We start from the raw sequence: 16022 nt of genomic DNA on the forward strand, positions 1-16022 counted from the left end.
GCGTTCGTCCTGAGCCAGGATCAAACTCTCCGTGAATGTTTGCCGGTAATCCGGCGAAACACACACGAGAGCGGAACGAGCGGACGGAATAGGTCTACTCGTTCACAGCGTCCTCGCTGTGTGTGCCACCGGGCACGAGGTGCCGGGTGGACTTTTCAAAGGAACCTCGTCCCAGCTAGTGCTGGAGACGGGGTATCAACATATCTGGCGTTGACTTTTGGCACGCTGTTGAGTTCTCAAGGAACGGACGCTTCCTTTGGTCCCGTTTCACCGGGCCCTCCGGGCGCTTCCCTTCGGTGTTTCACACTCTATCAGGTCTTTTTCGCCTTCCGAACCACTCTCTTTTCCGCAGCCATTGCACGCATTGCAAAGCAACGCAGGCATACAGAAATGATCGAGATTCTCGGATCAAGACTCTGATGGGGTGCTGTCCCGGTCTTGGGCCGCAGTGATTGCGTCCTCGTCTCCGGGGCAGGTGTTAGACAGTACAGGTGGGGTTGGGGCGAGGCAAATCGGGGGAAGGGCGGCGTCCAGCGGTACCCCGTCACACGCGTGATCGCGCCTCGCGTCTCTCGTGCGGAGTGTCCACTTCTTATGACTTACGCTCTGACCGGTGCGCCGTCCGGGACAGGTAGTGACGGCGACCTGATAGATCTCCACCCCTGGGAGGCTTCCCATGACCACCGTGACGTCCCCGCTCGCCGGACGCGCCATCGGGCTCAGTGCAGTTCCTGACCCCGTCTTCTCCGGCGCGATGGTGGGGCCCGGTACCGCGATCGACCCGGAGCGTGAGCCTTCCGTGGCGCTCGCGCCCGTGGACGGCGTTGTCGTATCTCTGCACCCACACGCGTTCGTCGTCGTCGACGGCGACGGGCACGGAGTGCTGACGCACCTCGGCATCGACACCGTTCAGCTCAATGGCGAGGGCTTCGAGCTGCTCGTCAACAAGGGGGACACCGTGACGCGCGGTCAGGGCGTCGTCCGGTGGAACCCCGCCGCCGTCGAGGAGGCCGGCAAGTCGCCGGTCTGCCCCGTCGTCGCTCTTGAGGCCACCGCCGACGCGCTCGGCGACGTGCGCGAGGACGGCGACGTGAAGGCCGGAGACCAGCTCTTCAGCTGGCAGTGATGCGCGGCGCCGTTCCGTAGGGCACGCGCGCGTGGCGCGCGCGGACGGCAGCGTGTACCGGGCGGCCCCACCGGACCGCACGTACGACAGTTCAACGCGACGGCAATGACCGTCGCATCACACGGAGACGGGTGCAATGGAGACAACGCTGCGAGGCGTCGGCGTGAGCCATGGTGTCGCCATAGGCGAGGTGCGGCACATGGGGACGGCGGTCCTGGAGCCGCCGGCCAAGCAGATCCCCGCCGAGGAAGCGGAGCGCGAGCAGGGGCGCGCCCGCCAGGCCGTGGAAGCCGTGGCCGCTGACCTGATCGCCCGTGGCAACCTCGCGGGCGGTGAGGCGCAGGCTGTGCTGGAGGCCCAGGCCATGATGGCCCAGGACCCCGAGCTGATGGCCGACGTCGACCGCCGCATCGCGGTGGGCAGCACGGCCGAGCGCGGTGTGTACGACGCTTTCGCCGCGTACCGGGCGCTGCTGGCCGGCGCCGGGGAGTACCTGGCGGGCCGGGTCGCGGACCTGGACGACGTGCGGAACCGGATCGTCGCGCGGCTGCTGGGCGTGCCCATGCCGGGTGTGCCGGACAGCGACGAGCCGTACGTGCTGATCGCGCGGGACCTCGCGCCGGCCGACACGGCGCTGCTGGACCCGTCGCTGGTGCTCGGCTTCGTGACCGAGGAGGGCGGGCCGACCAGCCACAGCGCGATTCTGGCGCGGGCGCTGGGCGTGCCGGCCGTGGTCGCGCTGCCGGGTGCGCATGAGCTGGTCGAAGGAACGGTGGTGGCCGTGGACGGCTCCACCGGGGAGATCTTCGTCAACCCGAGCGATGAGAAGCGCGCGGAGATGGAGCGGGCGGCCGAGGAGCGGAAGGCCGCGCTGGCCGCCGCCACCGGGCCGGGCGCGACGTCCGACGGGCACAAGGTGCCGCTGCTGGCGAACGTCGGCGGTCCGGCGGACGTGCCGGCGGCGGTCGAGGCCGGTGCCGAGGGCGTCGGGCTGTTCCGTACGGAGTTCCTGTTCCTCGACGACAGCAAGAACGCGCCGTCGGAGGAGAAGCAGGTCGAGGCGTACCGCCAGGTGCTGGAGGCGTTCCCCGAGGGCCGGGTGGTCGTGCGGGTGCTGGACGCGGGCGCGGACAAGCCGCTGGACTTCCTGACGCCGTCGGACGAGCCGAACCCGGCGCTGGGCGTGCGGGGTCTGCGTACCCTGCTCGACCACCCCGACGTGCTGCGGACCCAGCTCACCGCGCTGGCCAAGGCGGCGGAGGGGCTGCCGGTCTACCTCGAGGTCATGGCGCCGATGGTGGCGGACCGTACGGACGCCAAGGCGTTCGCCGACGCCTGCCGTGAGGCGGGGCTGCAGGCGAAGTTCGGTGCGATGGTGGAGATTCCCTCCGCCGCTCTGAGGGCGCGTTCGATCCTGCAGGAGGTGGAGTTCCTGTCGCTGGGCACCAATGACCTGGCGCAGTACACCTTCGCCGCCGACCGTCAGGTCGGTGCGGTGTCCCGGCTGCAGGACCCGTGGCAGCCCGCGCTGCTCGACCTGGTGGCGATCTCGGCCGAGGCCGCCAAGGCCGAGGGCAAGAGCTGTGGTGTGTGCGGCGAGGCGGCTTCCGACCCGCTGCTCGCGTGTGTGCTGACGGGACTGGGCGTCACCAGCCTTTCCATGGGTGCGGCGTCGCTTCCTTACGTGCGCGCGACGCTGGCGAAGCACACGCTGGCGCAGTGCGAGCGTGCCGCGTCGGCGGCGCGTGCGGCGGACACCGCCGAGGAGGCCCGTCTGGCGGCGCAGGCGGTGCTCTCCGGGGAGTGACCGCAGGTCCTTCGCCTCAGCGGCGCAGTGCCGTGTGGTGATGTCGTGGTGCCGATGGCCGTCCCGCCCTTGTGGCGGGGCGGCCGTCGGCGTTTCGGGAGGGCTGACCGCCGGTCTGCTACGTGTCCCCGCAGTGCTGGTGGGGGTATGCGGGCGGAGGCAGGGGGATGCCGGGGAGGTAGTCGACGCCCGGCTCGGGTGAGACGGGGTCGCCGGTCCTGGCGTCGGTGCAGTACGCGGAGAAGACCTCGGCGGCGGTGAGGGCGCGCAGCCAGGTGCCGTGGAGGGACCAGCCGCGTACTTCGTCGCCGTGCTCGTCGTCGAGGGTGCGGGCGACGACGCCGCCGGGGCGGCGCAGGGCAATGCCGGCGGCGAGGACCGTGCAGAAGATCAGTGCTTCCGCTTCGGCCAGGTGGAGGCGACCGTCGGGGAGTGCTGTCGCGTGCAGCGCCGCGAGCAGCGGGCTGCCGTCGCCGGCGGGGACGCTGCAGACGAGGTGGTGTCTGCCGGGGCCGAGGGCGTCGAGGAGTCGGAGCATGGCCTGGGAGGCGTTTTCGAAGGCGTCGTGGGCGGTGTCGCCGTCGCAGGCGGGACAGCGGCCCGCGGTGGTGAGGAGGGCGCCGGCGCGGTCCCAGGTGTCCTGGCGGTCGGCTTCGTCGAGGAGTGCGGGCAGCGTGTCGGTGAGCCGTCGTCCGGTGTACGGGACGGTGGCGCCGGCGGCGGCCATCTCGGTGGTGTAGCGGGCGCGGCTCTCGGGGCTGTCGGGGTGCAGTCCGTTGTCGGTGCAGTAGTCGGCGTATTCGCCGGGGTCGAAGAGGGTGAGTGTGGTGTGCCGGCCCTGGGCGGCGAGGGTGCGGAGCAGGCCGTCGAGCCGGCGGAGGTAGCCGGGGTGGTCCTGGCCGGTGAAGGGGAAGGTGCGGTAGCGGTTCATGGCCGCGAGGTCGTCCGGTGTCGGCAGGACGGCGAGGGTGCCGGGGATTTCGCGGCTCACCCGGCGCCGCGCGGCGGCGGTCCTGCGGCGGGCGTGGCCTGCGGGTCCGCGGGCGCGGCGGGTGGTGCGGCGGTTGCCGGCGCCGGGCTCGGTGCCGGGCCGGGTGCGGCGTGCGGTGCTGGTCATGATTTTCCCCCTTGGTGTTGCTGGTGAGCGGGCGCGGGCCGCCGGTCGGCGGGCCCGGGCTCGTGTGTCGTCATCGCTGGCGACTCATTGCTCACTGAGCGTAAGGGAGGGGTCTGACAATCGCGTGCGTGAGCCGCCGGAATGGCCTGTGACCAGGTGTTTCCGGCGGCTCGCTTGATCACTTGGCGCGGTCGGCGGCGATCCGCTCGTAGAACCGGAGGAGTTCGAGGTTGTCGACGGAGCCGGGGTTGACGGCCTTTTCCAGCGGGGTGCCCTGGAGGAGGCGCTTGACCGGGACTTCGATGCGCTTGCCGGTGAGGGTGTGCGGTACGCCGGGGGCCTCGATGATGTCGTCGGGGACGTGGCGCGGCGAGAGCTGGGTGCGGATGGTCTGCTTGATGCGGCCGCGCAGGTCGTCGTCGAGGGTGGCGCCTTCGGCGAGGTGGACGAAGAGGGGCATCCAGTAGCCGCCGTCGGGGAGTTCGAGGCCGATGACGAGGGATTCGCGGATTTCGGGGAGGCGTTCGACGGCTTCGTAGATGTCGGCGGAGCCCATGCGGACGCCCTGGCGGTTGAGGGTGGAGTCGGAGCGGCCGTGGATGACGACGGTGCCGCGTGCGGTGCGGGTGATCCAGTCGCCGTGCCGCCAGACGCCGGGGTACATCTCGAAGTAGCTGTCCCGGTAGCGGCTGCCGTCGGGGTCGTTCCAGAAGCGGATCGGCATGGAGGGCAGCGGGTTGGTGACGACGAGCTCGCCGACCTCGTCGATGAGGGGCTTGCCCTGGGGGTCCCATGCCTGGACGTCGGTGCCGAGGCAGGGGGCCTGGAGTTCGCCGATGTACACCGGGAGGGTGGGCACGGCGCCGGCGAAGCAGCTGCAGACGTCGGTGCCGCCGCTGACGGAGGCGATCCAGAGGTCTTCGGCGACTTCGTCGTGCAGCCAGCGGAAGCCGTCGGGGGGCAGCGGGGAGCCGGTGGTGGCGACGCACTTGACGCGGGAGAGGTCGTAGTCGCGTCCGGGGTGGACGTCGGCCTTGGCGCAGGCCATGACGTACGCGGCGGAGGTGCCGAAGAGGGTGGCGCCGGTGCGTTCGGCGATGGCCCACTGTGCGCCGGTGTCGGGGAAGCCGGGGCTGCCGTCGTACAGGACGATCGTGGAGCCCACGAGGAGGCCGGCGGCGAGGAAGTTCCACATCATCCAGCCGGTGGAGGTGTACCAGAAGAAGCGGTCCTCGGGGCCGAGGTCGCAGTGGAGGCCGGCCTGCTTGAGGTGTTCGAGGAGGATGCCGCCCTGGGACTGGACGATGGCCTTGGGGAGGCCGGTGGTGCCGGAGGAGTACAGGACCCACAGGGGGTGGTCGAACGGCACCTGTTCGAAGACCGGCGCTTCGTCGCGGGAGACGACGTCGTCCCAGTGGAGTGCGCCTTCGGGGGTTTCGGTGCCGAGGAGCGGGATGTGCACGACGGCGGTGAGGCTGGGGAGTTCGGCGCGCAGCTCGGTGACGGTGGCGCGGCGGTCGTGTTCCTTGCCGCCGTAGCGGTAACCGTCGACGGTGAACAGGACGACCGGTTCGACCTGCTGGAAGCGGTCCAGGACGCTGCGGGCGCCGAAGTCGGGGGCGCAGGAGGTCCAGACGGCGCCGACGGCGGCGGAGGCCAGGAGGGCGACGACGGCCTGCGGAATGTTCGGGACGTAGCCGCTGACGCGGTCGCCGGGGCGCACTCCGAGGCGGCGGAGTTCGGCGGCCAGCGAGCCGACCTGGGCGCGGAGTTCGGCCCAGGTGACGGGGGTGGGCTCGTGGCTCTCGTCGACGTGCAGGAGGGCGGGGTCGGCGGCCCTGGCGGGGTCCTCGCCGGCGCGCAGGGCGTGCTCGGCGTAGTTGAGGGTGGCGCCGGGGAACCAGCGGGCGCCGGGCATCGTGGCGTCGGCGAGCACGGTGTCGTACGGGGTGCTGAAGCGGACGTCGAACCATTCGGCGGTGGCGCGCCAGAAGGTGCGCAGCTCTTCGACGGACCAGCGGTGCAGTGCGGCGTAGCTCGCGGCGGGGTCACCGGGGATGGCGGCGGGGGCGCCGTGGTGGGTGGCGGCCCATTCCTGGAAGCGGGTGACCTGTGCTCCGGCGATACGGTCCGCGCCGGGCTGCCACAGGGGCTCCGGGTGGGGTGCGGGCTGCGGTGCGGTGGTCATCATGCGGCTCCCGGGCTGTACACGGTTGGTGTGCCGGTCCATGCGCCGCGGTGGGCGGTGCCGCCGGCCGTCCCGGTCCGGCGGTGCCCGACGCGTCCGTAGGGGTGCGCAGGACACGACTGGTCAGGACGATGCCACGTGATCGACTTCTGCACCAGGGTGGGCACCCCACAATCGGGGGGAAGGGTGTGTGGCGCGACCACGGTGTGAAGGGCGTGCCCGGAGGCGGGCCGCTGTTCCCGGAGCGCGGTGTCTCTTTTACGGACACAGCAGGTCAACGCAGGTGAACGGAAGCTGAACGATGCCTTCATCGGCGCATGTCGGTGGCAGGCTGACGGTATGGACGGGCGGGATCTGGTGCGGTCGGCACGGACGGTCAGGGCAGTGGGCGCCGCACAGGGGTGGTTGTCGGTGCGGTCGGCGCTGCGCCGGAGGCGGGCGGACGCGGCCGGGCTGCCACCACGGGGTGCGGAGCGGGCACGGGTGCCGGGGATGGCGGTGGGGGCCGAGCCGCAGCCTGGTGGTGGAGTGGTGCGGTTCGCGCGGTCCTCGTTGCGGATCCGGGTGACGGCGGGCGGCGCGGTGTTCTGCGGCTGGGACGGGGCGGTGCCGGAGCCGTCGTACGCGCTGGTGGGCACCGGCCCTGAGGCGGACGGCCGGGCGGAGCTGGAGCCGGACACCGAGGGCGGCTGGCGTGTGGTGTCGGAGCGGGTGATGGTCGCGGTGTCGCGGTTCGGCGCGGTGGAGATCCGTACGCCGGGCGGGGTGGTGCTGCGTCGGGAGCTGCCGCCACGGTGGTGGGACCGGGTACCGGAGGGGGCGTCGGGGCGCGATGCCGCGCCGGGGGACGGCCCGGACGAGGGGGCTGCGCCTGAAGAAGGCGCGCGGGTCGGGGCGTACGGGGAGTCGCGGTGGGTGCAGCGCTCCGAGGTGACGGCGGACGCGCGGTTCTTCGGGCTGGGCGGCCGTGCCGGCGGGCCGCGGCTCCGGGACGGCACGTACCGGCTGTGGAACACCGACCCCGGGGGCGCGTTCGGGCCGGGTGACGATCCGCTGTCGCTGACCATGCCGGTGCAGCTGGTCGTCGCGGACGCGGGGACACACCTGGTCTTCCACGACAACTCCTGGGACGGGCGGGTCACACTGCACGAGGGCGAGGAGGGCCGGGGCTCGGGGCACGACCGGGCCGGTTCCTGCGAGCTCCGGATGGACGGCGGTCCGCTGCGCTACTGGGTGCTGACGGGGACGCCGGCCCGGGTGCTGCACGGGTGGGCGTCGCTCACGGGTGCACCCGCGCTGCCGCCCCGCTGGGCGCTCGGGCACCAGCACGCCCGGTTCGGCTTCGGTGATGCCACAGAGGTGCGGCGGGTGGCCGCCGGTTACCGTGCGCGCGGTGTGCCGCTGTCGGCGCTCCACCTGGACATCGACCACTTCGACGGCCACCGGGTGTTCACGGTGGACCGCACCCGCTTCCCCGACCTGCCGGGGCTCGCCTCGGAGCTGCGCCAGGAGGGCGTGCGGCTGGTGTCGATCGTCGATCCCGGGGTGAAGGCGGAGCCGGGGAACGCGGTGTACGAGAGCGGGGCTGCGGCCGACGCGTTCGTACGGGAGGCGCGCGGGCGGGAGGTGCGGGGCGCGGTGTGGCCGGGCGAGGCGGTGTTCCCCGACTTCACGGACGCCCGGGTGCGCAAGTGGTGGGGCGGGCTGTACGCGGAGCGGCTGGCGCAAGGATTCGCGGGCGTGTGGCACGACATGAACGAGCCGTCCTCCTTCGTGGCGTTCGGGGACCCGACGCTCCCCCGGTCCGCGCGGCACGCCCTGGAGGGCCAGGGCGGGGACCACCGGGAGGCGCACAACGTCTACGGGCTGGCGATGGCACGGGCCGGCTATGAGGGGCTGTGCGAACTGCGCCCCGAGGAGCGGCCGTTCCTCTTCTCGCGCTCCGGGTGGGCCGGACTGCAGCGTTACGGGGGCACGTGGTCGGGGGACGTGGCATCCGGCTGGCCGGGGCTGCGGGCCTCGTTGTCGCTTGTGCTGGGCCTGGGGCTGTGCGGCGTTCCGTACAGCGGCCCGGACATCGGAGGCTATTCGGGGGTGCCGTCCGGCGAGCTGTACCTGCGGTGGTTCCAGCTGGGCGCTTACCTGCCGTTGTTCCGTACGCACTGTGCGCACGACGCGGGGCGCCGGGAGCCGTGGGAGTTCGGGGACGAGGTCCTGGAGCACGCACGGGCGGCGGCGCTCGAACGCGAGCGGCTGCTCCCCTACGTGTACACGCTGGGGCACCTGGCCCGGCTGACCGGTGCTCCGTATGTGCGCCCGCTGTGGTGGGGCGCACCGCGCGACCGGGCGCTGCGCGACTGCGAGGACGCGTTCCTGCTGGGTGACGCGCTGCTGGTGGCGCCGGTGCTGGAGGCGGGGACGCGGCGGCGGACCGTGCGGCTGCCGCGCGGGAGGTGGTACGACACGGCGACCGGCGAGGCGTACGACGGGCCGGGGCAGGTGGTGGTCGAGGCGCCGCTCGCGCGGATTCCGGTGCTGGCACGGGCGGGTGCGGTACTGCCGGTGGCGGGCACGGACGGCGGCATCGAGCTGGAGGCCTGGGCGCCTGCTCCGGGGCGCAAGGGCGGCGGAATCGTCGTGCCGGATTCCGGGGACGGTTGGGAGCCTCCGCGCGTTGAACGGATGGAGTCGCGGTGGGAGGCGGGACGTGTGGTGGTGAGCCGGGCGGACGGAGAGCCCGTGGAGTACAGAGTGCGGGTCCGCGGAGGCGAGCCTGAGACGGGGGCCTGAGAAGCGGGGCCCGGTCCAGCCGAGGTGACGCGGCAGGGGCGACGGACGGAGCGGAGGACGCGGTGGGGAGCGAGGCTGTGGAGGGTTCCGGGGAGGTCTCCGGGGCGCCGGTCGGCGCCGGATTCCGGAGCGCGGCGGAGCTGGCGGACCTGATGACGCCGATGGCGGTGCGGACGGCGGCGACGCTGCGGCTCGCGGACCGCATCACCGACGGCATACGAACCGCGCCCGCGCTCGCCGCCGCCACGGGCAGCGCCCCCGGGGCACTGGCACAGCTGCTGAACCACCTGGTCACGGTGGGGCTGCTGCGGTGGGCCGGCGCACCGGGATCCGGGTACGAGCTCACCGCGACCGGCGAGGAGCTGCGGGACGGGCATCCCGGTGGGCTGCGCCGGATGCTGGACACCGGGACGGCGATCGGGCGGGCCGACCTCGCGGCCGTCGAGCTGCCGCACTCCGTACGGACGGGCGCGGCGGCGTTCCCTGAGCGGTACCGGCGGGACTTCTGGGCCGACCTGCGGGCGGACCCGGCGCGGACCGCCGACTACGACGCGCAGATGGCGGCCGACGTGACGTCGTGGGCCGAGGCCGTGCTGCCGGTGTACGACTGGGCCGGGCTCGGCCGGCTGGTGGACATCGGCGGCGGCAACGGCACGACGCTCGCCGCGCTGCTGAGGGCCCATCCGGCGTTGCGGGGCACGGTGTTCGAACAGCCCGAGACGGCGCGGGCGGCGCGGGCCACCCTCGCGGCGGCCGGGGTCGCGGACCGTGGGGACGCGGTGAGCGGCGACTTCTTCGGGGAGCTGCCGTCCGGTGCGGGCGGCTATCTGCTGTGCGCCGTGCTGCACGACTGGGACGACGAGGCGACGGTGGGGATCCTGCGGAGCTGTGCGCGAGCGGCGGGAAGGACGGGCAAGGTGCTGGTGGTGGAGAAGTTCGGCGCGGGCGGTGAGGCGGTGAGTACGGGGATGGACCTGCGGATGCTGGTGTACTTCGGCGGCCGCGAGCGGGGCGTCTCGGATCTGACGGCGCTGGCGGCGCGGGCGGGGCTGGAGCTGAGCGGCGTCCATCCGGCGGGGCGGCTGGCGGTGGTGGAGCTGACGGCACGCTGACGCGGTGCTCGGGCGGGACACGACGCCATCGGCCGCGCGTGGTGGTCTTCCGCCGGCCGGGCCGGGCCTGGTAGACGATGGGCATGCCAAGACTTGCTGCCGCGCTGCGCGGCCTCGCCGTCACCGCCGCCACCCTGGTCTCCGTCGCCGCCCTGCCCTCAGGAGCCGAGGCCCAGCAGCCGCACGGAACGCCGTCCGCGGGGCCGGCCGTTCCGGCCGTACCGGCGAACGGCGCCAAGGACCCGAAGGCGCCCAAGGAGTTCGTGGCGCTGCGGGACGTGGATCCGACGATCCGGCAGGAGATGCGGTACTACACGCCGCACAACTTCATGGGCGTACCGGTCACCGGTTATGAGAAGCCGATGTGCCTCCTGACGCGGGACGCGGCGCAGGCGTTGCACCGTGCGCAGGTGTCCTTCCTCAAGAAGGGCTACACCCTGAAGGTGTACGACTGCTACCGGCCGCAGCGGGCGGTGAACCACTTCGTGGAGTGGGCCAAGGACCTGAACGATCAGCGCATGAAGGGCGAGTTCTATCCACAGGTCGACAAGTCGACGCTCTTCAAAGACGGGTACATCGCGGAGAAGTCCGGGCACAGCCGGGGCAGCACGGTGGACCTGACCCTGGCGAAGCTGCCCGCGCCGCCGACTCGGCCGTACGTTCCCGGTGAGCCGCTGCGTCCCTGCTACGGCCCGCAGGACGAGCGGTTCCCCGACAACTCGCTCGACATGGGCACCGGTTTCGACTGCTTCGACACCCTGGCGCACACCCTCGATCCCCGGGTGAAGGGTGAGCAGCGCGAAAACCGGCTGCTGCTCAAGGCCGGGCTGGAGAAGACCGGTTTCGTGAACTACGAGAACGAGTGGTGGCACTACACCTTCCAGCCGGAGACGTTCCCCGACACCTACTTCGACTTCCCCGTCGCGCAGAAGTCGCTCGCGGACGGCACTGACAACCCCTGAGGTCACTGACGGCCGCGGACATCACTGACAGCCGTCGCGCACCGGGCTACGGTGCGCCCATGACGACACGGGAATTCGCCACCTACGAGGACTTCTGGCCGTACTACGTCGCGATGCACTCCAAGGCCGCGACCCGGTGGGTGCACCTGACAGGCACGCTCACCGGGCTCGCGGTCTCGGCGTACGGGCTGATACGGCGGCGCCGGAAGCTGCTGCTCGCGCTGCCGCTGATCGGTTACGGGACGGCCTGGCCCGCACACTTCCTCATCGAGGGCAACAACCCGGCCACCTTCGGGCACCCGGCCTGGTCGCTGCGCGGTGACGCGCAGATGATCCGCATGATGCTGGCGGGCCGGGACGCCGAGCTGGACGAGATCGCCCGCAAGTGGCTCGCGGAGAACGCCCAGTAGCGCCCAGCAGGCCACCCCTGCCGCCCCCTGCGGGTTCAGAGGCGCCCGCCCGCCGCGTCCGACGACAGCCGCTGGGCCACGTACACCGGGATCACCGACAGGGCGATGAGCAGGGCGGCGACGACGTTGATGACGGGGGCCTGGTTCGGGCGGGCCAGGTTCTCGTAGATCCAGATTGGCAGCGTCTTCGTGCCCGGCCCGGCGGTGAACGTGGTCACCACGATCTCGTCGAAGGAGAGCGCGAAGGCGAGCAGGGCGCCCGCGAAGAGGGCCGAGCGCAGCGCGGGCAGCGTGACATGGCGGAAGGTCTGGGCGGGGCGGGCGCCCAGGTCGGCGGATGCCTCGGCGAGCGAGGGCGCGATACGGCGCAGCCGGGCGGCGACGTTGTTGAAGACGATGACGACGCAGAAGGTCGTGTGGCCGACGATCACGGTGAACAGGCCGAAGCCGATGCCGAGCGGGTCCAGGACGGTGCGGAAGGCCGCGTTGAGCGCGATGCCGGTGACGATGCCCGGCAGCGCGATGGGCAGCACGACGAGGAACGAGACCGCCTGCCGGCCGAAGAAGCGGTGCCGGTGGACGGCGAAGGCGGCCAGTACGCCGAGGACGAGCGCGATGGCGGTGGCGGCGAGGCCGGCCCGCAGGGAGGTCCACAGGGCGTCCCGTACGCCGTGGCTGTGCGCGGCGCGGAGCCACCATTCGCCGGTCAGCCCGCTGGGCGGCCAGGCGAAGGAGCGGTCGGCGTTGAAGGAGTTGAGGACGACCAGGAGCAGGGGCACGTGGACGACCGCCAGCCCGGCGGCCATGAGCCCGCCGAGCACGACGCGGGCGGTGCGGGTCAGATGCACCTCGAAATCCTCCTCGGAGGCGGGAACCGGGACGTCCGGCGGCCCGTTGTCACTGTGAGTACAAGGTCACCACGCTGAGTGCGGGACCTGAGCACTGAGTACAGGGGGTCACAGTGAGTCCAGCGCACCCGCGCGCCGTACGGCCGCCAGGTAGCAGACGATCAGCACGACCGGTATGGCCGAGAGCGCGGCGGCCAGCGGGAGGTCGAGGGTCACCTGTGAAGCGATGACGTTGCCGAGCAATTGGGTGCGGCCGCCGACGATCTGGACGGTGAGGTAGTCGCCGAGGCTGAGGGAGAAGGTGAAGACGGAGCCAGCGAGCAGGGCGGGACGCACGGCGGGCAGGACGACGAGACGAAGGGTGCGCCAGGCGCCGGCGCCGAGGTCGGCGGAGGCCTCCAGGTGCGGGGTGGGCAGCCGCTCCAGGGCGGCGAAGACGGGGAGGATCATGTACGGGAGCCAGAGGTAGGCGAGGACGAGGACGGCGGCGGGCAGGCCGTAGCCGGGGCCGGTCAGGCCGAGCGGGGCGAGTACCGCGTTGACCAGGCCGTGTTCGCCGAGCATGACGCGCCAGGCGTACGCCTTGACGAGGTAGCCGGCCCACAGGGGCATGAGCACGGCCACGAGCAGGGCACGCCGCCACCGCCCCGACGCCACCCGCGCCATGAAGAAGGCCATGGGCAGGGCGAGGAGGGCGTCGATGAGGGTGACGGCGACGGCGACGCCGAGGGTGCGCAAGGTGATGGTGCGGTAGACGGGATCGGTGAGGAGGGTGCGGAAGTTGTCGGTGTTCCAGATATGGACGACGTCGGAGGTGAAGCTGTCGGTGGTCCAGAAGGCGGACAGGAGCAGGACGGCGAGCGAGCCGAGGTAGGCGAGGCCCAGCCACAGCAGGGGTGGCGTGAGCAGCGCCGCCAGCCTCAGCCGCGCTCCCGTGCGGGAGGCTCCCGAAGGCTCCGAAGTCCCCGAAGGCATCGCGGCGGAAGTCTCCGAAGTCGACGTACCCGAAGTCGAAGGCACCGAGGTCACCGGCTCGCTCTCAGCCCTTGATCTCCGTCCAGGCGCGTGTCCACTGGGCGTAGTCGGTGCACTGCACGTTCGTCCGGCCGTCCAGGCACTGCTTCACGGGGGTGGTCCAGAAATGCACGCGCTTGTAGTAGCTCTCGTCGTCGGCGTGGTAGGTGGCGCAGTGCTCGGGGTCGGAGGTCTCCTTGCACGCCTTGGCGTTCGCGGGGGCCTCGCCGAAGTACTCGGCGACCTGGGCGTTGACCTTCGGCGAGACGATCCAGTCGAGCCACTTGTAGGCGCAGTTGGGGTGCTGGGCCTTGGCGGCGACCATCCAGGTGTCCGACCAGCCGGTGGCGCCCTCCTTGGGCAGGACGGCCTTGACCGGAGCCTTCTCGGCCTCGGTGAGGTTGGCGATGACCTGCCAGGTGGTGCCGACGACGCTGTCGCCGCCCTTGAAAGCGGTGACTTCCTTCTGGTAGTCGCTCCAGTACTCACCGATGTTGCCGTGCTGCTTCTTCAGGAGTGCGACGGCGGCGTCCAGTTGCTTCTGGTCCAGCGCGTAGGGGTTCTTGATGCCCAGCTGCGGCTCGCTCTTCATCAGGTACAGCGCGGCGTCGGCGATGTAGATGGGCGAGTCGTAGGCGGTGACCTTGCCGGCGTGCTTCGGGGCGTCCTCGAAGACGGCCCGCCAGGAGTCGGGGGCCGGCTTGACCTTGTCGGTGCGGTACATGAGGAGATTGGCGCCGCGGCCGTGCGGGATGCCGTACATCTGCCCGTCGACGGAGTTGAACGGCTGCTTCTTCAGACCGGCGAAGATGTCCTTGTAGTTCGGCACCAGGGCGGTGTTGACGGGTGCCGCGTCGCCGGAAGCGATCAGGCGGAGGGTGGCGTCGCCGGAGGCGGAGACCGTGTCGTACTGGCCGGTCTTCATCAGCGAGACCATCTCGTCGGAGGTCCCCGCGATCTTGGTGTTGACCTTGCAGCCGGTCTGCTTCTCGAAGGGGTGGACCCAGTCGGTCTTGGGGTCGTTGGAGCCGTCCTCGGCGTAGCCGGCCCAGGCGATGACGTTGACCTGGCCCTCACCCTTGCCGAGCGTCTTCTTCATGGGGACGTCCGGCGCGCGGAAGCCGCCGCCCCGATCGCCGCCGCCTCCGCCGCTCCCCCCGGAGCCGCACCCGACGGCAAGCAGCAGGACCGTGGCCGCCGCGGCGGCCTTCCACACGTTCGTGTTGCGCATCCGGTTCTCTCCCGTCGCACACGGCGTCAGACACAGGCTCCGAGCGTCGCCAGTATCCGGATCAAGGCGGTGCTCCACCAGTGCGCGTCGGGACACGATCGGGTCAAGTCGGTGCGCTGGGCCCGGACATCGGCCCGGTACGCCGGCCCGCTACGGCGACGCGGTCCCTCAGCCTGGTACGGGATACGCGTCGTCGGCGTCCCAGGCGAGGCGTACCGGGGTGTCGGTGCGGGCCGGCAGGGCGGCGCCGGAGGTGTTCAGGCGGAGTACGGTCAGCCGGTCGCCGCCCTCGTCGAGCCGGACACGGAAACGGGTGTGCGGGCCGGCGTGCGCGATGTCGGTGATCCGGCCGGTCACCGACCGCTCCTCCGGACTTGCCGTCGCCTCCACACCTACCGCCTGCGCGCCTACCGCCTGCGCGCCTGCCGTTCCCGCGCCTGCCGTTTCCGGGGCGTTGTCGAGTGGCGTGATCCGTATGCGTTCGGGGCGGATGCTGTACGTGCCCGGGCGGCCCGTCAGCCGCTGTGCTGCCGCGCCGCGCACCAGATTCGTCACGCCCACGAATCCGGCGACGAAGGCGGTGGCCGGGCGGTCGTAGATCTCCAGGGGCGGGCCAATCTGCGCGATGCGGCCGCCGTCGAGTACGGCGACCCGGTCGCTCATCGTCAGCGCCTCCTCCTGGTCGTGGGTGACCAGGAGGAAGGTGATGCCGGTGGTGCGCTGGATGTGTTTGAGCTCCGTCTGCATCTCCTGGCGGAGCTTGAGGTCCAGGGCGCCGAGCGGCTCGTCCAGGAGGAGCAGCCCGGGGCGGTCGACGAGGGCGCGGGCGAGGGCGACGCGCTGCCGCTGGCCACCCGAGAGCTGTCCCGGGCGGCGGTCGCCGTAGTCGTCGAGCCGTACGGTCGCGAGCGCCTCGCGTGCCCGGGCCCGGCGTTCGTCCTTGCGGACGCCGGCGACGCGCAGCGCATAGCCGACGTTCTGCTCGACGGTCATGTGCGGGAAGAGGGCGTAGTCCTGGAAGACGGTGTGGACGTCGCGGCGGTGCGGGGGCAGGGCGGTGACGTCGCGGCCGGCCAGTTCGACGCGGCCGGAGGTGGGGCGTTCGAAGCCGGCGATGAGGCGGAGCAGGGTCGACTTGCCCGAGCCCGAAGGGCCGAGGAGGGAGAAGAACTCGCCTTCCTGGATGGTGAGTTCGGCGTGGTCGACGGCGCGTACGGTACCGAAGTCCTTGGTGAGGGCGGTCAGGAAGACCGCCGTTGCGGGCGGCGCGGGCCTCGCGCCCGGCATGTTGTCCTCGGCCATGCGGTCTCCTCCCCGGTGGGCGGCTTGATCGCGCCGGGTGACTGTACCGGGGCGGCACGGGCCGCGTCACGGGCGCGGGCCACCGCCGGGACGGGGTGGCACGGGTCGGCGCGGG

General features: G+C 71.8%; 12 protein-coding genes. 6 read left to right on the forward strand and 6 right to left on the reverse strand.

From position 1 onward, the window contains the following. Positions 1–676: 676 nt before the first annotated feature. Both ABT381_RS30805 and ptsP read left to right on the forward strand, forming a co-directional pair. A complete protein-coding gene (locus ABT381_RS30805; protein ID WP_351599964.1) occupies positions 677–1126 on the forward strand; it encodes a PTS sugar transporter subunit IIA in 450 nt (149 codons plus the stop codon). A 136-nt stretch (positions 1127–1262) separates the two neighbouring features. Beyond that, on the forward strand, positions 1263–2933 hold the full coding sequence (gene ptsP, locus ABT381_RS30810; RefSeq protein WP_351599966.1) for a phosphoenolpyruvate--protein phosphotransferase: 1671 nt from the start codon (positions 1263–1265) through the stop codon (positions 2931–2933). A 118-nt stretch (positions 2934–3051) separates the two neighbouring features. Here ptsP and ABT381_RS30815 read toward each other — a convergent pair whose 3' ends face one another. After that, entirely contained in the window at positions 3052–4050 is a 999-nt protein-coding gene (locus ABT381_RS30815; protein ID WP_351599968.1) for a DUF8829 domain-containing protein, read from the reverse strand. A 178-nt stretch (positions 4051–4228) separates the two neighbouring features. After that, on the reverse strand, positions 4229–6238 hold the full coding sequence (locus ABT381_RS30820; RefSeq protein WP_351599970.1) for an acetoacetate--CoA ligase: 2010 nt from the start codon (positions 6236–6238) through the stop codon (positions 4229–4231). Between the two features lie 339 nt (positions 6239–6577). On the opposite strand from ABT381_RS30820, the gene ABT381_RS30825 reads away from it, so the two are divergent. The 4 genes from ABT381_RS30825 to ABT381_RS30840 all read left to right on the forward strand — a co-directional run bounded on the left by ABT381_RS30825 (position 6578) and on the right by ABT381_RS30840 (position 11512). Continuing rightward, positions 6578–9028 carry a glycoside hydrolase family 31 protein gene (locus ABT381_RS30825; protein ID WP_351599972.1) on the forward strand — a complete coding sequence of 817 codons (2451 nt, stop codon included), beginning with the start codon at positions 6578–6580 and terminating at the stop codon, positions 9026–9028. Between the two features lie 77 nt (positions 9029–9105). Then, entirely contained in the window at positions 9106–10140 is a 1035-nt protein-coding gene (locus tag ABT381_RS30830) for a methyltransferase (protein WP_351599974.1), read from the forward strand. Positions 10141–10223: 83 nt separating this feature from the next. Beyond that, on the forward strand, positions 10224–11102 hold the full coding sequence (locus ABT381_RS30835) for a M15 family metallopeptidase (RefSeq protein WP_351599976.1): 879 nt from the start codon (positions 10224–10226) through the stop codon (positions 11100–11102). A gap of 59 nt (positions 11103–11161) precedes the next feature. Further along, positions 11162–11512, forward strand: a complete 351-nt coding sequence (locus tag ABT381_RS30840) for an Mpo1-like protein (protein ID WP_351599978.1) — start codon at positions 11162–11164, stop codon at positions 11510–11512. Positions 11513–11547: 35 nt separating this feature from the next. Here the strand turns inward: ABT381_RS30840 and ABT381_RS30845 are convergent, their stop codons facing one another. The 4 genes from ABT381_RS30845 to ABT381_RS30860 all read right to left on the reverse strand — a co-directional run bounded on the left by ABT381_RS30845 (position 11548) and on the right by ABT381_RS30860 (position 15907). Further along, a complete protein-coding gene (locus ABT381_RS30845) occupies positions 11548–12360 on the reverse strand; it encodes an ABC transporter permease (RefSeq protein WP_351599980.1) in 813 nt (270 codons plus the stop codon). Between the two features lie 108 nt (positions 12361–12468). After that, positions 12469–13335, reverse strand: coding sequence for an ABC transporter permease (locus ABT381_RS30850; protein WP_351599982.1), 867 nt, complete (start codon positions 13333–13335; stop codon positions 12469–12471). A gap of 64 nt (positions 13336–13399) precedes the next feature. Continuing rightward, on the reverse strand, positions 13400–14605 hold the full coding sequence (locus ABT381_RS30855) for an ABC transporter substrate-binding protein (RefSeq protein WP_351599984.1): 1206 nt from the start codon (positions 14603–14605) through the stop codon (positions 13400–13402). 168 nt (positions 14606–14773) lie between these two features. Then, on the reverse strand, positions 14774–15907 hold the full coding sequence (locus ABT381_RS30860) for an ABC transporter ATP-binding protein (protein WP_351599986.1): 1134 nt from the start codon (positions 15905–15907) through the stop codon (positions 14774–14776). Positions 15908–16022 lie beyond the last annotated feature (115 nt).

It is taken from the genome of Streptomyces sp. NPDC000151 (assembly GCF_040301705.1).
Taxonomy (GTDB): Bacteria; Actinomycetota; Actinomycetes; order Streptomycetales; family Streptomycetaceae; genus Streptomyces.